This window comes from Marinobacter subterrani, from assembly GCF_001045555.1.
Lineage (GTDB): Bacteria > Pseudomonadota > Gammaproteobacteria > Pseudomonadales > Oleiphilaceae > Marinobacter > Marinobacter subterrani.
The window spans coordinates 659,533-680,972 of the sequence record NZ_LFBU01000002.1 but is presented as its reverse complement, the minus strand read 5'-3'; the positions used below and the strand labels follow the sequence as shown (position 1 = coordinate 680,972).

The 21,440-nt window shown below is 58.2% G+C and carries 16 protein-coding genes and 1 tRNA gene; 12 read left to right on the top strand and 5 right to left on the bottom strand.

Annotated elements, in window-relative coordinates; all coding sequences use genetic code 11:
* Window positions 1–64 precede the first annotated feature (64 nt).
* The 6 genes from rpsU to msub_RS18980 all read left to right on the top strand — a co-directional run bounded on the left by rpsU (window position 65) and on the right by msub_RS18980 (window position 5,436).
* Complete coding sequence (rpsU, locus tag msub_RS19005) at window positions 65–280, top strand: 30S ribosomal protein S21 (protein ID WP_007153483.1); 216 nt, start codon at window positions 65–67, stop codon at window positions 278–280.
* 149 nt (window positions 281–429) lie between these two features.
* The gene (gene dnaG / locus msub_RS19000) at window positions 430–2,157 is read left to right on the top strand and encodes a DNA primase (RefSeq protein WP_048497691.1); all 1,728 of its coding nucleotides are present in this window, start codon (window positions 430–432) and stop codon (window positions 2,155–2,157) included.
* 132 nt (window positions 2,158–2,289) lie between these two features.
* Window positions 2,290–4,140 carry an RNA polymerase sigma factor RpoD gene (gene rpoD / locus msub_RS18995; RefSeq protein WP_048497690.1) on the top strand — a complete coding sequence of 617 codons (1,851 nt, stop codon included), beginning with the start codon at window positions 2,290–2,292 and terminating at the stop codon, window positions 4,138–4,140.
* A 96-nt stretch (window positions 4,141–4,236) separates the two neighbouring features.
* Window positions 4,237–4,313: transfer RNA gene (locus msub_RS18990), tRNA-Ile, on the top strand.
* Between the two features lie 144 nt (window positions 4,314–4,457).
* Window positions 4,458–5,042 (top strand): DUF6036 family nucleotidyltransferase, encoded by a 585-nt coding sequence (locus msub_RS18985; protein ID WP_053077986.1) that lies wholly within the window; start codon window positions 4,458–4,460, stop codon window positions 5,040–5,042.
* 16 nt (window positions 5,043–5,058) lie between these two features.
* On the top strand, window positions 5,059–5,436 hold the full coding sequence (locus msub_RS18980; RefSeq protein ID WP_048497689.1) for a hypothetical protein: 378 nt from the start codon (window positions 5,059–5,061) through the stop codon (window positions 5,434–5,436).
* Window positions 5,437–5,445: 9 nt separating this feature from the next.
* Here the strand turns inward: msub_RS18980 and msub_RS21380 are convergent, their stop codons facing one another.
* Both msub_RS21380 and msub_RS22590 read right to left on the bottom strand, forming a co-directional pair.
* Window positions 5,446–5,922, bottom strand: coding sequence for a tyrosine-type recombinase/integrase (locus msub_RS21380; RefSeq protein WP_227506890.1), 477 nt, complete (start codon window positions 5,920–5,922; stop codon window positions 5,446–5,448).
* Window positions 5,923–6,056: 134 nt separating this feature from the next.
* On the bottom strand, window positions 6,057–6,338 hold the full coding sequence (locus tag msub_RS22590) for an HNH endonuclease (RefSeq protein WP_082146591.1): 282 nt from the start codon (window positions 6,336–6,338) through the stop codon (window positions 6,057–6,059).
* Window positions 6,339–6,965: 627 nt separating this feature from the next.
* On the opposite strand from msub_RS22590, the gene msub_RS18970 reads away from it, so the two are divergent.
* The 5 genes from msub_RS18970 (at window position 6,966) to msub_RS18950 (ending at window position 15,570) form a co-directional block, all read left to right on the top strand.
* On the top strand, window positions 6,966–7,694 hold the full coding sequence (locus msub_RS18970; RefSeq protein ID WP_048497688.1) for a choice-of-anchor N protein: 729 nt from the start codon (window positions 6,966–6,968) through the stop codon (window positions 7,692–7,694).
* A 343-nt stretch (window positions 7,695–8,037) separates the two neighbouring features.
* Window positions 8,038–9,375: an alkane uptake protein AupA gene (gene aupA / locus msub_RS18965; RefSeq protein ID WP_048497687.1), complete on the top strand. Its 1,338-nt coding sequence runs from the start codon at window positions 8,038–8,040 to the stop codon at window positions 9,373–9,375.
* 14 nt (window positions 9,376–9,389) lie between these two features.
* Entirely contained in the window at window positions 9,390–12,656 is a 3,267-nt protein-coding gene (locus msub_RS18960; RefSeq protein WP_048497686.1) for an Ig-like domain-containing protein, read from the top strand.
* Between the two features lie 129 nt (window positions 12,657–12,785).
* Window positions 12,786–15,080, top strand: a complete 2,295-nt coding sequence (locus msub_RS18955; RefSeq protein WP_048497685.1) for a molybdopterin-dependent oxidoreductase — start codon at window positions 12,786–12,788, stop codon at window positions 15,078–15,080.
* Between the two features lie 19 nt (window positions 15,081–15,099).
* Window positions 15,100–15,570, top strand: coding sequence for a DUF2489 domain-containing protein (locus msub_RS18950; RefSeq protein WP_048497684.1), 471 nt, complete (start codon window positions 15,100–15,102; stop codon window positions 15,568–15,570).
* 331 nt (window positions 15,571–15,901) lie between these two features.
* On the opposite strand, the gene msub_RS18945 is transcribed toward msub_RS18950, so the two are convergent.
* The 3 genes from msub_RS18945 to msub_RS18935 all read right to left on the bottom strand — a co-directional run bounded on the left by msub_RS18945 (window position 15,902) and on the right by msub_RS18935 (window position 20,458).
* Window positions 15,902–17,266 carry an aminoacyl-tRNA deacylase and HDOD domain-containing protein gene (locus msub_RS18945; RefSeq protein ID WP_048497683.1) on the bottom strand — a complete coding sequence of 455 codons (1,365 nt, stop codon included), beginning with the start codon at window positions 17,264–17,266 and terminating at the stop codon, window positions 15,902–15,904.
* A 151-nt stretch (window positions 17,267–17,417) separates the two neighbouring features.
* On the bottom strand, window positions 17,418–19,493 hold the full coding sequence (recG, locus tag msub_RS18940) for an ATP-dependent DNA helicase RecG (RefSeq protein WP_048497682.1): 2,076 nt from the start codon (window positions 19,491–19,493) through the stop codon (window positions 17,418–17,420).
* A gap of 8 nt (window positions 19,494–19,501) precedes the next feature.
* Complete coding sequence (locus tag msub_RS18935; protein WP_048497681.1) at window positions 19,502–20,458, bottom strand: hydrogen peroxide-inducible genes activator; 957 nt, start codon at window positions 20,456–20,458, stop codon at window positions 19,502–19,504.
* Window positions 20,459–20,534: 76 nt separating this feature from the next.
* On the opposite strand from msub_RS18935, the gene msub_RS18930 reads away from it, so the two are divergent.
* Complete coding sequence (locus tag msub_RS18930; protein WP_048497680.1) at window positions 20,535–21,407, top strand: NAD-dependent epimerase/dehydratase family protein; 873 nt, start codon at window positions 20,535–20,537, stop codon at window positions 21,405–21,407.
* Window positions 21,408–21,440: the final 33 nt, after the last annotated feature.

Below are 21,440 nucleotides of genomic sequence, written 5' to 3'. Positions count from 1 at the left end.
AACCGATCTGGCCCTGCCAGGCGGACAAAATTGAAACCGAATCTATCAGGTAGGTGATTTTCGAATGCCAGCTGTTAAAGTGAAAGAGAATGAACCGTTTGACGTAGCACTGCGTCGCTTCAAGCGTTCCTGCGAAAAAGCAGGGGTACTTTCCGAAGTACGTCGTCGTGAGCACTACGAGAAGCCGACCGCTGTTCGTAAGCGCAAAGCAGCCGCTGCCGTTAAGCGTCATCTCAAGAAGCTTCAGCGGGAACAGCGCAAGTTCGAGCGTCTGTACTGAGTTTTAACCGACGCCGCTTGACTGCAAAGCACTGATTGCCTGTCCAGCCGCAGGCTGCACAGAGCGACTCAAAAATGCCGCCGAGGCCTGGCTTCGGCGGCATTTTTGGCTATTGGCCAACTCCGATGACGGCCTGATGTGGAGCCACCATGAGCGGACTGATCCCTCAACCGTTTGTTGAAAATCTGCTTGATCGCATCGATCTGGCGGAGTTGATCGGTTCACGCATTACGCTCAAGAAAGCCGGGGCCAACTACAAGGCCTGCTGCCCGTTCCACGACGAGAAAACGCCTTCCTTCAATGTCAGGCCCGATAAGGGCTTCTATCATTGCTTCGGGTGCGGCGCTCATGGCGATGCCATTAGCTTTGTCCGGGAATTTGACGGCCTGGGCTTTACCGAGGCGGTCGAGGAACTGGCCAGACGGGTCGGGCTGGAAGTGCCCTATGACCAGTCTGCCAGGCAGGAAATCCGGCAGGCCAGGACACTGACCGACGCCCTGGATTTTGCCAGTCGCTTCTATCATTCAGCGCTGCAGGGCGAGCAAGGGGCCTACGCCCGGGATTACCTGAAGCAACGCGGGCTGGACAGCACCATCATCGAGCAGTACCAGGTGGGTTATGCGCCTTCAACCGGCACCGCCCTGTTCGATGTTGCCAGTAAAGATCTTCAGGGCCCGCTGATCGAGACGGGCACGGTCTCCGACAAATATGGCCGGCCACGGGACCTGTTCCGCAACCGGATCATGTTCCCGATCCGCAATAGCCGGGGCAAGACCGTTGCCTTTGGCGGCCGGACACTGGGCGACGACAAGGCGAAATACATCAATTCCCCGGAGTCGGATGTATTTCACAAGAGCCGCGAGATCTACGGGCTGTTTGAAGCCAGGCAGGCCATCCGGCAGCTCGATAAACTGCTCGTGGTTGAAGGCTACATGGACGTTATCGCCCTCGCCCAGCACGGCATCCACTATGCCGTTGCGACGCTGGGCACGGCAACGAACCAGGACAGTCTGGCGGCGCTTCTTAAGCAGGTCCGCCACATTGTGTTCTGTTTTGACGGCGATGTAGCCGGCTTCCGCGCTGCGGACCGGGCCATGGAAAATGCACTGGAGTTGATGGCGGACGGCCTCCATCTGCAATTCCTGATGCTGCCCAATGGCGAGGACCCCGACACACTGGTGCGAAAGGAAGGCCCCGAAGCCTTCCAGAAACGCATAGAGGGCGCGACGCCTTTGTCCCGGTACCTGTTTGACCGGCAGAGCGAAGGCCTGGATCTGGAGCTGCCGGAACACCGGGGAGAGCTGAGGGCTCGGGTTGAGCCAATGCTCAACAGGATGCCCAGATGCACCCTTCGGGACGCCATGTGGCATGAAATGCTCCGCCTCTGCGGCGGGCGCAGCCAGTGGCAGAACCGCCAGCAGTCGCAAAAAGGCGGCTGGAACAGCGGCCGACGGGACCGGGTTAACGAAGAACGCATTGACGTGAAACTCAGCAAGGACAGCATTCTCTGCCTTGCCCTGCTGGAAGCGCCGGACCTGGCCACGGAAGTGACAGAACTGGCCCGGAATTCCCGGCAGTTCAACCAGGCGCGGCATTTTGCCGACTGGATTCTGGAGAACCAGATCGGGGACCGGAAAGCACTGGTTCGCCGGCTGGCACTGGATAACACCGCCCGCGAGCGGTTCTATCACCTGTTTGACGGGATCGAGCATATCCCGGCACGTGAGAGAACGCTGGCTGCGGCACGGGAGCTTTTGAGCCCCAACGAGGAGACTACCCGCCAGCAGCGACTGGCAACACTGTTACGAAACCTGTCGAAACTCACCAATGAGGAGCGACAGGAGCTGATAGCCCTGAGTGGTGGCACGCGGGACTAACAGCACTTGAAACTTGACGCACTGATCACCATCTAACCATGAAGCCGCGGCTCCTTGGTGGCAGAGCAACCGAGCGACAGCTATAATGGCTGTTTCACTTTTTCCTTCTAGAAGCGAGTTCACAGGGTGTCTATGTCAGGCAATTCGCAAAAATCACGTTTGAAAGACCTCATTGCAAGAGGCAAGGAACAAGGCTACCTGACTTACGCCGAGGTGAACGACCACCTCCCGGAAGACATCGCTGACCCGGATCAGGTCGAAGACATCATCCGAATGATCAACGACATGGGCATTCAGGTGACCGAGGTTGCACCGGACGCAGACACGCTCCTGATGACCGATGGCGATTCCACAGCCGACGAAGCCGCCGCCGCCGAAGCCGCCGCTGCCCTCGCTGCCGTGGAATCCGACGCCGGCCGCACCACAGACCCGGTTCGCATGTACATGCGCGAAATGGGCACCGTGGAACTGCTGACCCGTGAAGGCGAAATTGTCATTGCCAAGCGTATCGAGGAAGGCATCCGCGACGTCATGGCCGCCGTTGCCCATTTCCCCGGCATCACCGGCACCGTGAGCCAGGCCTACGAGCGTATTATCGAGAACGAAGGCCGCATCAGCGACGTGGTTACCGGTTTTCTGGACCCGGACGATGCCGAGCCGTTCATGGGCGAAGACACCACCACCGACAGCTCTGACGATTCCGACTCGTCCTCCGACGATGACGACGATTCCTCAAACAACGAGGAAGAAACCGACAACGGGCCGGATCCGGAAGAAACTCGTCTGCGGTTTGAACTGCTCAACGAAAAGCTGGAAATCGCCAACAAGGCACTGGCCAAACACGGCCGCGCCGACAAGCGAACCCAGCAGGCCCTGAACGAACTGGGCCAGGTATTTGCGCCGTTCAAGCTTGCCAACAAGGCATTCGATGAACTGGTCAACGTGGTTCGCTCCACCAACGATCTGGTGCGTGAGAACGAGCGGGCGATCATGCAGATTTGCGTGCGCGACTGCAAAATGCCCCGCAAGGATTTCATCAAGTCCTTCCCGGGTAACGAAGTCAACCTCGACTGGGCGGACAAGATTGCCAAGAGCAAAAAGGCCTACGCCGCGCCCATGGCCGAGCGTATTGATGAAATCGTGCGCCTGCAGAAGCGGATCCAGAACGTTCAGACCGAAGTGGATCTGGACGTTGCCGATATCAAGGAAATCAACCGTCGCGTCTCCATCGGCGAAGCCAAGGCCCGTCGTGCCAAGAAAGAGATGGTTGAGGCCAACCTGCGCCTGGTTATTTCCATTGCCAAGAAGTACACCAACCGCGGCCTTCAGTTCCTGGACCTGATCCAGGAGGGCAACATCGGCCTGATGAAGGCCGTGGACAAGTTCGAGTACCGCCGTGGCTACAAGTTCTCCACCTATGCAACCTGGTGGATTCGTCAGGCCATCACCCGCTCTATCGCGGACCAGGCTCGCACCATCCGTATTCCGGTGCACATGATCGAGACCATCAACAAGCTCAACCGAATCTCCCGCCAGATGCTGCAGGAGATGGGCCGCGAGCCCACGCCGGAAGAGCTCGGCGAGCGCATGGAAATGCCTGAGGACAAGATCCGCAAGGTACTGAAAATCGCCAAAGAGCCGATCTCCATGGAAACCCCGATCGGCGACGATGAAGACAGCCATCTGGGTGACTTCATCGAAGATATCCAGGCTCTGTCCCCGGTGGATTCCGCCACCGCCGAAGGCCTGCGCGAAGCCACCCGCTCGGTACTGGCCGGCCTCACCGCCCGCGAGTCCAAGGTGCTTCGGATGCGCTTCGGTATCGAGATGAACACCGACCACACCCTGGAAGAAGTCGGCAAACAGTTCGACGTAACCCGGGAGCGGATCCGTCAGATCGAAGCCAAGGCCCTGCGCAAACTGCGCCACCCTTCCCGCTCCGATCACCTGCGCGGCTTTATTGACGACCAGGGCAACGGATAAGCACCACAACAGTAGCGGGCGCCACACCTCACCGGTATAATGGCGCCCGCTTTGTTTCCCCTCCGGAAACACCTTTCAAAACAGCGTTCGCTGAACGGGCCTATAGCTCAGTTGGTTAGAGCAGGGGACTCATAATCCCTTGGTCGCAGGTTCGAGTCCTGCTGGGCCCACCATTTTTCAAGCACTTACATCACTTCTAACAACGCTCTCCCCGCTAGGTGTCAACCAAACGTCAACGGTCCTTTTTCTGCTGCTGGCCGTGACGATACGGCTCCAAGGTTCTGTTATGCTTCCGGGCTGATATACCGGAGGAAATCATGACCGAAATATACAGGGACACGCCGATGGCAAAAGCCATTTTTGAAATGTTCGATAACCTGGCTGACTTCCTGGAAGATCGAGGGGCGAAGCCTGGTAGCTGTAAGGCGTATATTTTCGGCGGGTGTGCTCTCCACCTCCACACTAACGCTCGTGGTAGCAGTGACCTGGATATTGAACTCGAAGCGATGGAGAGGATTTCTCCAAATGAACTGGTCCTTGCCCTAGATGAAGTCTTTTTTGATGATCCGGAAACCGGCCCTTCATCTATCGTATTCGATCCGAATTTCACTCCGACCCTCGCACCGCTACATGAGGATTACCAGGAAGACGCCATTTGGCTTAACCGGAACGAGGAAGACTCACCGATCTGGGTCTACCTGGTTCAAAAAGTGGACCTGGCTGTTTCGAAACTCGGGCGCTATGGAGACCAGGACATCGATGATATACACACGCTGTTTGACCATGGACTCTCCATCGAGGAGTTCAAATACCGTGCCGAGGAGGCCCGTAAGTACTTTCCCGGCAACCTCAACAGATTGACAGGGAATATCACCCACGTTATAAAAACGTATACAAAGTGATCAACGCGGATATTTCATGAACTCCTTACTTAACGTCGCACACAAAGGACTCGACCGTGTGACAGACCAAGAGGTTGTAAAAGCAGCCCTTGAAGTCTGGTATCAGGGCTATGTCCCGACGCTTTCAGGGTTGCCCCTGGAAGAGCGACGCCTGGCCGGTTATCTGGTTGACCGTTTATCCAGGTTCAACTGCCTGAGTGCCGAGCAGAAGAAGGAGCTGCAAACCGTCGCCTCTGAGGCAAAGGCGAACCTTCCTGAGCGCTTGTCTCGGGAGCGTGTAGACGGGCTGGCACAATCCTGGGGGCTCGATCACGATCTCAGGCCGTTTATGAAAGCCCTACTCCCCTTCCAAACCCGGCACTATAAGCGCGGACTTGATAAAACTGCAGCCTGAATTCATTGCTCAGGCCAGAGGTCCTTTCTCGGTGACTTCATTCAAGTAATCCGGGGCCAGATGCGCATACCGCATAGTGAGCTTCAGGTCGGAATGTCCCAGGACTTTCTGCAATGTCAGTATATGACCGCCGTTCATCACGAAGTGACTCGCAAACGTGTGCCTGCAGATGTGCGTCAGCTGGCCTTTCGGCAGTGTGATGCCGGCTCTCTCAAGCGCCGATCGAAAGGCGCTATAGCAAGACTGGAAAGGCAGCTCTTCGATCAATTCCTCGCATAGATCCTTCCTGAGTGGAACCGAGCGACTCTTACCGCTTTTCGTGCCGGAGTAAGTTACCCGATGGGAAGTGAATGCGGACCGCTTAACTGACTCAGCTTCGGACCACCTGGCACCAGTAGCCAGGGCCAAGCGGGCCACATGGTAAACCGATGGATTGGATGACGCCCTGAACTCATCGAGGAGCCTTTCAATTTGTTTCTGGTCCAGGAACGCCAGTTCGGGCTCGTCGATTTTCAGCCGGCGTAGTTTTCCCAGCGGATTCTTCCCTCACGATTACTGCTCCTTTTAAGACTTATTGGTGACTCGTGACAGCTCTGACGCTTGCTCACGGATTCACCATACTAAGAAACAGGTCTGGCTGCGAGGTTGAGCAAGTGATTATTCCAGAAGCCTTTTTTAAGCCGTCGCTGAACGTGCAAGGCATAGGTTACTGGATCTTCGGGGCGCTTACGTGCATGCCGCCTTATGTTGCAGAATTTGCAGGCAGCAACGATGTTTGATGAATTAGGTTTCCCGCCTTCACTATGCGCAACAAGGTGCTCTCCGGTGCATTGGAAGTGCTGAGCTTTTCTGACGGAAATGGAGTAATGAGCCGCAAAGCTTTCTACATCTGAGATCCACATCGGCTTTCTGCAATAGATACACAGGCCATTTTGGCGGAGGTATGCAGAATTGCGGGGGCGCTTGAGAGAATAACGTTTATTGCTAGACACGAGCTTTACCGGCTTTTTCAGTGCCCCAAGTCCGCTTATGCGAAAATTGAGGAACCAGCCGAAAACTCGTACTGGAAGATTGAGAGCAGTCAGTTTATACCAAACCGCCCTTTTAGGGTTGCAGACAAAATAACCTACTCAGCAACAGAGGTAAACTGATGGGTGTCAACAATGTGTCAACTAGCGAGCGCTTTTGTGTGGCTTGCTGTGGGCTTCCATTTTCGTAGGTTATTGAATTTCCGTTTATTGTGGTTCTCTGTGGTGTAGAATATTCTACATCAAGGCTCTCATAATCCCTTGGTCGCAGGTTCGAGTCCTGCTGGGCCCACCACTCACCAGCCCCACCAATCGATCCCCCCTCGGAACTCCTGTCGATAACTTTTACACGCACGCTGTTTTTTTATAGACAACCTTCATTCAAGCCTCTGAATTGTTTGCCTTTCACAATTCTGGCAAGAGCCTTGCTGCCTCTAGTCGAGTGCCCGAACATGTCGGCGCGGGGTTTAACCAAGGAAGATTGAGAAGAGGACTGTCGCTATGAACCTTAAAACGTTGGCGGCTTTGGCAATAGGAATACTGGGCACTAACACTGCGCTGGCAATACCTACGCTACAGCTTGATATTGATGGCGGAACCTATGTCGGTGGTTCAGAGGAAAGTACGGTCACAAACGACCCTACCTTTGATCTCTGGGCACTCGGCGACACTTCCGGTGTCAACACCGCATTTGATTATTATCTGTCGATCGCGCTACTGCCCCAGACCCAGAATATCGGGGATGTTGCGAACCTTGGCGGCGTAACCGTTAATGGCGTAGCCCTTTCAACGTTTGCTGGCAGCGCCGAGTACGGCACGCCACCCATCGAATCTGTTTCCAGCGGTGGAGAGCTGGGCCCACACGATGTTTTCGACACCTATTACTACGAGTTGATGTTCAGTTTTTCAGGCGACCCGACCATTGCTTCATACGATACTCAGGATGGATCTGCCGGCCCGGCCGGGGATGAGCTGTTCAAGCATGTGTTCCAGATCGATGCCTCCGCCCTGGCAAGCGGTTACGGCCTGCATTTCGACCTGTACACCTACGGTGAGACCAACGGTAACAGAACAGCTATTACCGAATTTGCACCTTTCTCTCACGATGCGGCCTATTGCATTGGCTTGAACTGCGAACCGGTCGAAGTCTCAGAGCCGTCAACCCTGGCGCTATTCGGCATCGGCCTGATGAGCCTGGTCGCTGTCCGTCGCCGACTCCGCCGTGCATGATGTCAGAAAGCTTTACACACCAACCCATTATCATCTCAAATGGCCCCGAAAGGGGCCATTCTTGTGATTGCTCCTGACACCCCTGCTTTTTGTTTGCCAATCTCTCCTTAAAGAAAATTGCCCTGTTTACTACAAAATCTTGCAGTGATTTTTTTTATCCATGGATTTCAATTACTTTTACTGTAACTGCGCCTAGTGTGGTTCTACCGACATTGATTTCTGTCAAAAAAGCCAACGTCCTAAAAAGACAAGCCGAATACACTACCTCCGAACAACAATACCAGCCGTGCAAGCTCGACTTCACGGCCCGAGTATAAAAACAACGAAGTAATGGAGTGTATCAATGGCTTTTTCCTCCCGTGTTTCGACAAGGGCCCTGTCTCTTGCAATCGCCACCGCCTCTGTAGGCTTCTCTGTTTCTGCTAATGCCAGCATGGGCAACCTGGGCACCACCTATGGCGTTATGCCAGTGGACGTAGCCACTGCACAGGCCCTGTCCATGTTCAATGATCAGGTTTCCGCCACCTACTACAACCCCGCCTACCTCACCAAAGATGAGCGTGGCGAGCTGACGGCGGGCATCCTGCATGCGGAGCAGGAACTGCGCTCCGCCAACCCGAATGCCAATGGCGATGTGCTGTCGAATGCACCGAGCCAGCATGTGCTGATTGGCATGAAGACCAACCTCGGGTCGATCACACGGTTCAAGCATCCGATTTACCTGGGATTTATTGCCGGTGTGGAAAAATACGGCAAGGAAATGCTGGCATTTGATTCCCAGACGACGGAGAGCGGTCAGTTCCTGCAATATGGCAAGGAGCCTCTGTTCCTCAATATTGGCGGAGCAACGCCGATCTGGCGGGGCATCTCTGCTGGCGCCTCGGTTCGGGTAACACTGGACGCCACCGCGAAGCTGGATGCGGTCTCCACCCTCGGGGGCGAAACCAGCCGCGAGCGACTTTCAGTCAACGCCGAGCCTTCCCTGAAGACCATTCTTGGCGCCAGCATTGATCTCGGCAGCACCTTCTGCCCGGAGAGCGACTGTTTTCTCCAGGGTTGGGAGACGGCCCTGACCTACCGAACCAAATCCTCGGCTTCAACAACGGTTGATTCGAACATCGTTGTGACCCAGACAATTCCAGACCCGGGGCTGAGTCTCGCCGTGTCCACCATTGACTCCTTCCAGCCGGAGACCTTCGGCATAGGCGTTCAGTACCAGGGCGGCGGCTGGCGCATCGGTGGCAGCGTGGAGCAGCAGAACTGGTCGGAGCTGGAAAAGGAATTCGCCGACGACACTATCAAGGATCAGGGTTCGGTTCCGGCCGCCAGCCGCATTGAGTTCGACGACATACTGGTTCCCCGGATCGGCGCGGAATATCGCCTCAGCGAGCATTTCGCCCTGCGTACCGGCATTGCTTATGAGGAGTCACCCCTCAAATCCACCCGCAACCCGGAAATCAACTACCTGGATACCGACAAGCTCGTGGTCGGCCTGGGCCTCAGCGCCACCTACAACCGCACCCGTATTCTGGCCTACCCGGTACGCCTGGATATCGGCTATCAGTACCAACAGCTGCAGGAACGTGATTTCACCCTGGTGGACTATGACGGCAACGAGACCAGCGTGACCGCCGATGGCGATGTCCACGTGATCAGCGGCTCCATTACCCTGAAGTTCTGAGGAGAGGTTCTGCCATGAAGTACACCAAGACCCTGGCACTCATCCCCGCCATTTTGCTTGCTGCCTGTGGCGGTGACAAACAGACCATGAAACCGGACCTGGCCACGGGTTCGGTTGTCTATTCCTACCCGACGGACGGACAAACGGGAGTCAGCCCGAAATCCGACATTGTCATACGTTTTTCCAACCCGGTAGCGGAAACCGAAGCCAACCTGCAAAGCAAGATCCTGGTTAATGATGGCTCGAACACTATTGCTTTCACCGCAACCAAGGTTGATGGTGGACGCAGTGTCAAACTGACGCCGAACACGCCTCTGTCACTGGGCGCCGAATACTCTGTCTCCTTCTCGGAGCCCTTGACCGCCAGTGGCGCTACCGACATCGGTACACCCAACGCCAACGGTCCAGAAGGCATCCAGTTCCATACCCGAGGCGGCTACACCGGTATCAGTGCGCTGGATAGCCTTTCCAGCGATTTTTCAGTCGCCAACATGGTTCCATCTCCGACCGGCCTTCTCCGGGCTATGGATTTCTCGACGTTCCGCCTGCTTCTTACCCAGCCTGTTAACCCGCGCTGGAAAGAGATGGGGGGCAACATTGTCCTGGAAGACGATCAGGGTAATGCGGTCCCGGCCAGCGTATTCGTTGACGAGCGTCGTGTCACCGTCGATCCATGCCTTACCGAGGACCCGGCCCAGTGCGGCACCAAGGACGATCAACTGAAGTCTGGGGCAACTTACACCCTCAAAATCCAGGATCTGCCCAGCCTGACCAGCCCCGGGACCACCCTTAACTTTAGCCAGGACTTCACCGTCCGGGAAACCGGCCCGACCGTCGTGGTGTACCAGGAGGTGGTTGATTCCGGCCTCGGCGATGGCGCCAGTGAGGAACAGGCAACAAAATCCATCCTCAACGGCCAACCAATCAACGGGGTCACGCTCAATTCGGTGCTTCAAGGAACGGCAGGCCCCTCCCAGCAAACCGGCGGCCTTTATGCCGAGCTGGCCTATGCACCCTCCTTTGACGCAGACGAAGCGCTGCCACTTCGGGTGCCGAAAAACAGCATTCTCAACAGCACCAGCCTCGAGGTGAAGATCAATGGCAGGGTTCCGGTGATCAACCCCGAGACCAACCAGATCCAGCAGACCGGCAACATCAAAGTCACCATGCTCTCGGATGCCAGTGGCTATCTGCTACCCAATGCCTATACGGATGATATCAACGCGCCCCGCCACGTCCGGTTGTTCATGGATGTGGCCATGAACACGGAAGAGGCCCAACCCAACGCGTCTCTGTCCCAGAACCTGCTGGGTGTCGAGTTGGATGGCATTGCGTTGGTCAAGGATGGCGTATTGAACATCGACGCCATCGGTGTGGTCGAGCCCAACCTGCTGGGCCAGGAGTACACTGACTCTACCATTGCGTTCCATCTGGAAGCCAAGACCGATGCGGATTCCGTATTGGATGCTGCTGAGCTCTGGAAGCCGGATACCACCAGTCCGTCTCTAGTGAGCTGGATGCCGGGGCCGGACTCTGCCATTCCGGGGAATCGCGATCAGATGCAGCGCCCGGGCGATCCGGTCATTCTGAATTTTGATGAGCCGATTGACGCCGAAACGGTCGCCGAAGGCATCGTCCTTGACGAAGGCGGCACCGCTCTTACGGTTGGTGGTGGCAATCTCAGGGCCTATGTCGATGGTACCGCAGTGGTTATCAACCCGGTTGGCGGACTCAAGCACGGGGTGCCCTACACCGTTCAGATCAGTAGCCAGTTGACGGACATGGCGGGCAATCCGGCGACCAGCCAGGCCCTGCCGTTTGCCTTGCCCGCCATCAAAAACGGATCCGGCCTTGCTGCACGCTCACCTTTCGCACTCACGACTTACCCGGGTTACCCCTGCGTTACGGAGAATCAGGACCTACTGAATGGCAGCCATGGCACCTGTGTCGATGCCGCACCCGCGGGTCTATCTGATAGCCTTGTGCGCGATCAGCTGCCAGTTACGACTTTGCCTGAGAACCGGCCGATCGTGGTCAAATTCTCCCAATCCATGGACCTCTCTACCATCAATAACGACACGTTCGTTGTCGAAGCCGTGGCCGACGCAGCATCGCCTGCTGCCATCGGCTCAGAAGCCCGGGTTGAGGGTCGGCTGGAGCTGAACAACCAGCAGATTCGTTTCTATCCTGACACCCCATGGCAGCCGGGCCAGATGTATCGCTACACCATGCGTTCCGCGACCAATGGGGACTGCTCTACGGGCGGCTATATCTGTTCCGGGGAGCAGCTGCCCCTGGATACTGATTTGCTGCTGGGGCAGGCCAATGATGGCGGGCCGGACCTGACCATCTACTTTACCGGCACTGACCGGGTAAACAGTGTCTTCACGCCCCTGCGCAATCTGCCGATTCGCGACACCAACTCAAATTATGTTGTGGACTGCGGAACAGCCGGCGGTACGGACTGCCTGGAACCGTTTAACCACGATTCAGATGGTTCCGGTGGTTACAAACCGTCTGCCAATACCGCAAAGCTGCTGGTAACTGGCGAGACTGCTACCGTTCTTGGCGCACCGGCAGACGCTGTTGTGGGTTGTTCAAAGTCAGGAGCAGACTACCCCTGCCCCGAGAAAAAGTTCATCTACCAGACTTACGGCCTCAACACCGAAGTGATTGGACCGGCAAAGGATGACTCTGGGAACATCATCGGCGTTAGGGTACTGCTTTATCCAACCATGCTGATGACCACTAACGCCAGCGTGTTTCTTCAAGGCCTGGGAGAGCAACGGACCGGGCCCCAGATCCTTCGCATGACCTATGGCGCCCCCACGCCGGATAATCCGCTCGGACTGGTCGAGGGCGTGATTAAGGAGGGCCCGGACGGCCGTCCGATCTTCTCAACCACTGCCGACCTGACGCTGGATGCTCCGGATCTGACGGTCCCACTTTCAGGCTTGCTTCGGCACAACCTGTACAGCTACCCATTCAGCCTGGAACTGGAGGGGCTGATTACGTTCTTCGACGATGGACGGATGCAAATTGAGCAACGCAACACCAACAATCCCAAGCTAGATGTTCTCGTTACAACTGACAGTGCCCTGATCAATACGGGCGCAGATCTTCTGACGTGCGTGATCAGCTTGTTCTCCGAATGCGGCAGCTTGCTGAGCGGAACCGATTCAAACAGTGGTGCCGTCAAAATACCGCTGGAGATCCCATCCCAGGGCGTCTACCTGAACTTCATCTCTAACCCCATGAAGGAACTCCCCGCACGGCCCTGATGTGCAAAGTTCAGGGCCAGCCTCCGGGCTGGCCCTTTTTCTGCAAACCATTTTCCCTCTCATTCATCACACCTGCTAATCTGGTTTCACAACACAACCAGATCGACAAATATATGCCCGGGAGATCCCATGGACAACGGCACCCACTATCGAACCTGTCACCTTTGCGAAGCCATGTGCGGTGTCGCAATCGAAATGAAAGATGGCCGGATTGCTTCCATCAAGGGCGATGAGGAGGATCCGCTGAGTCGCGGACACATCTGCCCGAAGGCAGTGGCCCTGCAGGACCTCCACGAAGACCCGGATCGTCTGAAAAAGCCAATCCGCAAAACCGACAGCGGCTGGCAGGAGATGGATTGGGACGAAGCCTTTGACTTTGTAGCGGACAGACTCCACAAGACCCGTCAGGACCACGGCCGCAATAGTATCGGCGTGTACCTGGGCAATCCGAACGTGCACAACCACGGTTCCCTGGTTGCCACCATGCCTTTCCTGAGGGCCATCGGCAGTCAGAATCGGTTCTCGGCCACCTCCAACGATCAGCTTCCCCACATGCTGGCCAGCCTGGAGATGTTCGGGCACCAGGTTCTTTTTCCGATTCCGGATATCGACCATACGGAGCTGTTTATCTGCATCGGTGCCAATCCCATGGCCTCCAACGGCAGCCTGATGACCGTCCCGGATTTCCGCGGACGACTGAAAGCCCTGAAACAGCGCGGCGGCAAAATGATCGTGGTCGATCCACGCCGGACCGAAACCGCAAAACTGGCCGACGAGTTTCACTTTATCCGGCCCGGTGGCGATGCCCTGCTGCTGATGGCCATGGTGCACACCTTATTCGAGGAAGGCCTGGTCGATCCCGGACCGGCAGAAAGGCTGGTGAAAGACGTAGACCTTCTGCGCCTGGCCGCCCTCGCCTTCACTCCCGAAGCCGTCAGCGCACACACCGGCATCGCCGCGGACGACATCCGGGCACTGGCCCGGCGGCTCGCTACCACCCGGAAAGCCGCACTGTATACTCGCATGGGCACCAGTACCCAGACCTTTGGTGGCGTTGCCACATGGCTGGCCTACTGTCTCAACATCCTGACCGGCAAGCTGGACCTGCCGGGCGGCGTGCTGTTTTCCCAGCCGGCCATCGATCTGGTGGAGCTGGGCGCCATGTCCGGCCAGCAAGGCCATTTTGGCACGCGCCACAGCCGCGTGAAGGGACTGCCGGAATTTGCCGGCGAATACCCCGCCAGCACCATGGCCGATGAAATGCTCACCCCCGGTGAAGGGCAAATCCGGGCATTTGTGACCGTTGCCGGCAACCCGGTTCTGTCCAGCCCCAACGGGCGGCGTCTCGAAGAAGCACTGGGCGGGCTAGATTTCATAGTCTCGGTAGATTACTACCTGAATGAAACGACCCGACACGCCGATATCATTCTGCCACCGACGGCCGCCCTGGAGCGCAGTCATTACGACCTGATTTTCAGCATGTTCGCAGTGCGCAATGTCGCCAAGTACAGCGAAGCGCTGTTTGCTGCCAGCCCCGATACCCGCCACGACTGGCAGATTCTGCTGGAGTTGGCGCACCGTCTGGAGAAACAACGGAAAGGCGGGCGGCTGCCACTGCGCACGGAGCTGGGCTGGCGCGCGTTCAAACAGCTCGGGCCAGACCCCATTCTCGATCTGCTGTTGCGATCCGGCCCATACGGCGCCGATGCCGGGCGTGCCCGAGGCTTGTTACAGCCGGCGGTTGATCTGGTGATCGACCTTCTGCCCAAGCGCCACCCGCTTCGCGGACTGGCCAGGCTCAGCCCCCTGAACCGTCAGTGGCAGGAACTGCCCAAAGGGCTTTCCCTGAACGCCCTGAAGGAATATCCGAGCGGTGTCGATCTCGGGCCACTCAGGCCCTCTCTGCCAGACCGCCTGTTTACCCGCGATGGCCGGATCAACCTTGCACCAAGGCGCTATCTGGACGACCTTGGGCGATTGCACGATTTTCTGGCAACGCCCGCGGATACCCACCTGCACCTGATCGGCAGGCGCCACGTCCGCAGCAACAACTCCTGGATGCACAACAGCCAACGGCTGGTAAAAGGCAGGGATCGCTGTACCCTGATGATTCACCCCAGAGATGCGAGCCGTCTGGGGTTGCAGGCGGCCGATTCGGCGGCAGTCAGCGCCGACGACCGGCAGATTGTCCTGCCGGTGGAAATCACGGAAGACATCATGCCCGGGGTGGTTTCCATTCCCCATGGCTGGGGGCACGACCGGGAAGGCACCCGCCAGTCAGTGGCGGCAGCCCATGCCGGAGCCAGTATCAATGATGTGCTCAGCGACGGCGTTATTGATCCACTGTCCGGAACCTCCGTATTGAATGGTCAACCCGTTACTGTCAAAGTCTGGCGCCCCGAGCGACAACGTAAACGGGCCTGATGCATAGAAGGAGTCGATAATGCCCCAGTGGCTGCAGTGGAGCCTGATCATCGCAGGCGTGATCGCCATCGTTCTGTTACTGGTATTTATCCGGCGCCAGATGGGGCTGCTGTCTGAAAGCCGGAAGAGACAGGCGAAAACCGAAGCATTCCAGGCAGACCGCCGAAAAGACATGATCCGCAGCGTGCAGGTCATCGCGATGGCGGTGGAAGAGGACCAGATCGAATACTCGGAAGCCTGCCTGCGGCTCAAGGGCCTTCTGGATCACTTGGCGCCGGACCTGCTGGCACAGTCACCGTTCCGGGTTTTTCAGGAGGTGCACGACCGGCTGCAACACATGCCCACCCACCGGGCCCGCCAGGTTACCGAGACAAAGTTCGTCGAGAAAATGGATCGGGAACGGTTTGAGGTTGAACAGACGCACGCGGACGAGATTCGCCGGGCCGCAACTGCCCTGCGGCACCATCCGTTTTCGCCCGATACGCCCTGAAACGTTTAGCCCGACATTTGGTCTGACCTGTTTTTTGTAACAGTTTGTAACTGAAAGCCTGGGGACAAGCTGATTTTATAATTTCAAATCAGTTAGTTACAAAACAGCTCAAACTTGACGGCACACTCAGTCATCATAAGCCCAAACCATTGACTTTTATTTTCTCTGACAGGGTCTAAATTGAAAACAGGGCGGTAACCATGATCTGCGGAGGGAACCGCCTCACGTTGTTTTCTCCTGAAAAGTTTGGACGACACTGCTATAAGCGGGTGAGCTTGCCGGCCCTGGGGCCGGCTTTTTTCGAGGCGCGCTTCAAAAAACCGCCTGCCAGCTACTGGCTCATCATGCCCGCCATTGCCATGATGCTGTCCTTACTGTTAACCAACTCGTCAAACTGTTCCTCCACCTGCTCCCGGTTCAGGCCGAGATCATCGTAGAACGACTGACCGATTTCCTCCCCGGCACCCAGCGCGACCCCCCGGGCAGTCAGCAACTGACGCCCCAGCCACAACAACCGGGCATAGACACCATGGGGCCCATCATAGGCAGGATTTTTCTGATACCGGATCGCCAGGGTGACCTCATCCGGCATGCCCCAGTTCTCCATGAGCTGGGCGGCAATCTGCTCCCGGGTAATGCCCAGTAAATAATGCTCGGTGACCGAGGAATCGATATCCGGGTTCACCTCCAGGGAGCGGCAAACCAGTTTGAAGTGGGGCGGAAACACCTGGGCCAGAACCAGGTGACCAAAGTTATGGAGCAGGCCGGCCAGATAGGCGAGACCGAATACCGGCCGCTCCCCCCGGGGCATCATGCTGGCCAGAATACCGGCGGACTGCGCCTGCCAGATTGCCTGCTGCCAGTAATCCACATAGCCATCGGGATGATCCTGGGGCTGCTTCAGCGCTCGGCCAAGAGACAGCCCCATGGCCAGGTTCATCACAAGATCAAAGCCGAGCACCCGGGAGACCGCATCGTGGACTGACCGCACCTGCCCTGCGGCGGCATAGAATGAGGAGGATGCCCAGCTCACAACCTGGGCAGCGAGACTGGGATCGCTTTCGACAATATCTACAAGGTCCCCCATCACTGCGTTGGGATTGACCCGCAGATGGATAATCCGCTGGGCGGTTTCCGGCAGCGGCGGCAGTTCAAGGGTATCTTCCAGGCGCTGCTGGATTCTCAGGCCGGTGAACTTCTTGATGGCTGAATGCAGCTGATCCCTGTCCCTGCCATGGTCATCGAGGTTAACGCATATGGATTCCTGGGCAACCGCAAACGACTGGCGGTCGGCCTTGGCCGTCAGCACACGGAAGTCCTCGGCAGGCATCACCATGGCCAGGTTCTGCTCACCCAACTCCAGGGCCACCGCCGGCATTTCATCCACACGCCGGTCCACCACGGTTCGCCAACCAGTGAGTGATGGCAGCGCGGGCAACGCCTTGAGCCCTGCCCGCTCACGCACCCGGAGTTGTTCGCGGCGTTTCATTAACCGCAAATTGCGGCCAAGCTGCTTGTTCAGCTGCTCCAGGTCAATCAGGTCTTCCCTGCGACAGATAACCTGAAGATTTTCCTGCCCGTCACTGAGCAGTACCATGCGCAACAGCTCCTGCTGGCTGGCCTGGCTCGCATCCCTGAGGGACACGCCGGCTGCGGAATCGCCCAGGGCCTGCTGAACTGCGACTGGTAATTCCATAGAGTTCTCCCGAATGTTGCTGCTTAACGTCGGCTGATCCGTGCCCGCACATCATCTCAGCCCCAGTATAGGGCAAAGAGAGCGCCCTGATACTGATATAACGCCATTTCCTGACTGCAGCCATACGCTGCCCGTTGCAGAATGGACGTTTCTAAACGTCGCCATAGCGAATTTTCTCGCCCAGCCACCGGCGAACCAGCGCCTGAACGATCTCCGGGTGGGCCATGAGGCCCGGCGCCATTTTCCGCACCGGCTCAATCCAGCCCTTGTCGCGGTCAAAGTCCGCCAGGCGAAACTGCATCATACCGGTCTGGCGGGTGCCCAGCACCTCGCCCGGCCCGCGAATTTCCAGATCTTTTTCGGCGATAAAGAAGCCATCCTGGCTGTCCCGAAGGGCCTGCAGCCGGGCCTTGCCATTGGCGGACAGCGGCGGGTGGTACATCAGGACGCAGAAACTGGCCTGTTCGCCCCGGCCAACGCGACCGCGGAGCTGGTGCAACTGGGCCAGCCCCAGGCGCTCGGGGTTCTCAATAATGATCAGGGACGCGTTGGGCACATCGACACCAACCTCGATTACCGTAGTGGCCACCAGTAAATCAAGCTCGCCCACCTTGAACTGCTCCATCACGGCGGCTTTTTCCTGGGCCTTGAGCCGGCCGTGGACCAGACCTACCTTGAGGTCCGGCAGCCGCTCGGCCAGTTCCTGGGCGGTCACTTCCGCTGCCTGGCACTGCAAGGCCTCGGATTCCTCAATCAGGGTGCACACCCAGTACGCCTGCCGTCCCTCCCGGCAGGCGCCCCGCACCCGCTCAATCACGTCTTCACGCCGACTGTCCGGAATCACAATGGTTTCTATCGGCTTCCGCCCCGGCGGCAGCTCATCAATCACCGAGGTATCCAGGTCGGCATAAGCGCTCATGGCCAGGGTACGGGGGATTGGGGTTGCCGTCATAATCAGTTGATGGGGCGCCAGTGCTCCGCCCACGCCTTTCTCACGCAGGGCCAGGCGCTGGTGAACGCCAAAGCGGTGCTGTTCGTCCACGATCACCAGGGCGAGCCGGTGAAACTCAACGTCATCCTGGAACAGGGCGTGAGTCCCGATCACCACGCCGGCCTCGCCGGAACGGACAGCCTCCAGCACCTCTGCCCGGGCTTTGCCTTTGACCTTGCCAGAGAGCCACGCCAATTGAATACCGAGTGGCGCGAGCCAGGTGCGAAAGTTCTGGAAATGCTGCTCGGCAAGGATTTCCGTGGGCGCCATCAGGGCCACCTGAGTGCCCGCGCCAATAGCCTGCAGGGCCGCGAGCGCCGCCACGACTGTTTTTCCGGAACCGACATCACCCTGGACAAGCCTGAGCATGGGCACGGGCTGGCTGAGATCCTGCCGGATATCCGCCAGCACGTGACGCTGGGCACCGGTGAGGGAAAACGGCAGGAAGTCGAGAAAGCGCGCCGGTAAATCTCCGGTTGGCAGCAGCGGCAGGGCTTCCCGGGCCTGAATCTGCTCCCGCACCTGCAGCAGACTCAACTGATGCGCCAGCAACTCCTCCATGACCAGCCTCTGCTGCGCCGGATGCCGCCCTTCCATTAACAGATGCACCGGCGCATCCGCGGGCGGCGAATGCACCATCCGGACCGCCTCACTGATGCCGGGCAACTGATACTCGGACATCAATTCCCGGGGCAGCCAGTCCCGGATCGGAAACCGCTGAAGGTAGTCCAGGGCCTGCTGGCAAAGGGCACGAACCCGGGGCTGTTGAATGCCCTCGGTCAGCGGATAAACCGGAGTCAGGGTGGCCTGATCTGCCGCTGGCATGGGGGGCGGGTTGACCTGGTACTCCGGATGATAGAATTCATAGCCGGCCCGCCCCGGGCGCACCTCGCCAAAACACCGGACCCGGGCGCCTTCGCTGAGCTGGTTTTTCTGGGCGGCATTGAAATGGAAGAAGCGCATCACCAGGAAGCCGCTGTGATCCCGGAGGGTGACCTGCAGGCTGCGCCTGCGCCCCATCACCAGATCCGCTTTCATCACCTCGCCCTCCACTACGGCCACATCGCCGATGCGCAGGTTGCCCATGGGCACAATGCGAGTCCGGTCCTCGTACCGGTGCGGAAGGTGAAACAGCAGGTCCTGCAGGGAGGCAATCCCCAGCCTGGCAAGCCGCTCTGCCAGGGCGTTTCCTACGCCCTTGAGCTGGGTGACCGAAATGTCATCCAATGACGTCATGGCAGGACTCAGGCACTTTCGACAACAGGTGTATCCGTTTTCGCCTTCTCGATGACCCGGCACTGGCTCGCCGCCAGCGACAGCACATCAATTGCCTTGGGTCGCGGGAAGGTAACGCGCCAGGCCAGGGCCACCGTGCGGAAGGGCACCGGAGGCGCAAACGGGCGCACCGCCAGGATGTCCTCATGGTATTGCATGGCGGTTGCCGCTGAGAGAGGCAGCACGGTGATGCCCAGCCCCGATGCCACCATGTGGCGTATGGTTTCCAGCGAACTGCCCTCGGTAACCAGCGCCGGCGAGGCCGCGTCTGTCCGGCGGGTCATTGCATCCACCAGGGGCGGGCAGGACTCCAGCACCTGGTCCCGGAAGCAATGCCCAGGGCCCAGCAGGAGGAGCTGCTCCCGGGCAAGCTCTTCCCCGGTCAGCTGTTTCTTTTTCGCCAATGGATGGCCACCGGGCAGCAAAACCACAAAAGGCTCGTCATAGAGCGGCAGAGTCACCACTTCCGGCTCCTCGAACGGCAAGGCGATGATAATTGCATCAAGCTCAGACTGACGGAGCTTCTGGCGCAGATTCGCGGTGTAGTTCTCCTCGATATACAGCGGCATGTCGGGGGCCGCTCGTCGCAGCTCCGGCAGCAGATGGGGAAACAGGTATGGGCCGATGGTGTAGATAGCCCCGACCTTCAGGGGCGAGTTGAGCTGGTTCTTGCCGTCCTGGGCCATATCCTTGATAACGCCCACCTGGTCCAGAACACGCTGAGCCTGCTCGATAATCCGCTGGCCGGTTTCGGTGACGCGGATGCTGCTTTTGCTGCGCTCAAACAGCGGGATGCCAAGCTCGTCTTCCAGCTTTTTCACAGCAACACTGAGGGTCGGCTGGCTTACATGGCAGCGCTCGGCCGCCCGGCCAAAATGCCTTTCACGGGCCAGCGTAACGACGTATCGTAACTCGGTGAGAGTCATGGTGAGCTCCGGTCAGATAGGTGCGGGTCGAAGTTCCACTAATTTATGAGGTAAAGCATAAGGATTGAAATTGTCTATGGCAATCACTGAAAGCAGTAACTCGTCGGTCGTCCTCGTTGCCGGCTGCGGCAAACTTGGTGGCGCCATCGCCAACCGCCTGAAGGACTCTGCGAGGGTGTTCGGGCTGCGACGGAACCCGGGGCTGGTACCGGAAGGCATCCAGGGCATCGGGGCGGACCTGACCCGGCCGGAAACCCTGAAAGGCAAGCTGCCGGCTAACCTGGACATCATCATTTACTGCCTGACCCCTTCCAGCTACGACCAGCAGGGCTACCGGCTTGCCTACGTGACCGGGCTCGAGAATCTGCTGGCCGAACTGGACGGGAAGCCCCTGAAACACCTGTTCTTTGTCAGCAGTTCCAGCGTGTACGCCCAGAACGACGACAGCTGGGTCGACGAAACCAGCCCCACCCGGCCGGCCAGGTTCAGCGGCGAGGAAATTCTGGCCGGTGAGCAAACCGCTCTGAACAGTGGCCACCCGGCAACCATCCTACGATTCAGCGGGATTTATGGCCCGTCCCGGCGCCGGTTTCTCGAAGAGGTGCGGGAAGGCCGGATGAACCCACTGTCGCCAGCGCCCTACAGCAACCGGATCCACGAAGACGATGCTGCGGAGGTCGCAGCGCACCTGAGTCGCCTGGCCCTTGCCGGCACGCCACTGGAACCCTGCTACATCGCCAGCGACTGTGAACCCGTGCGGCTGGATGAGGTGGTGGACTGGGTACGACGGCAGACGCCCTGTGCCGATCCTGTCCCGGACGCGCGCAAGGGTGGCCGGGCCGGCAGTAAACGCTGCAGCAACAAACGATTGCTGGCGAGCGGATTCCGGTTCCGGTACCCGGACTTCCGGGCGGGCTACCGGGAAATGATCAACGAAACCGGAGCCTGAAAAACCGAAAAAGGCGGCCGGAGCCGCCTTTTC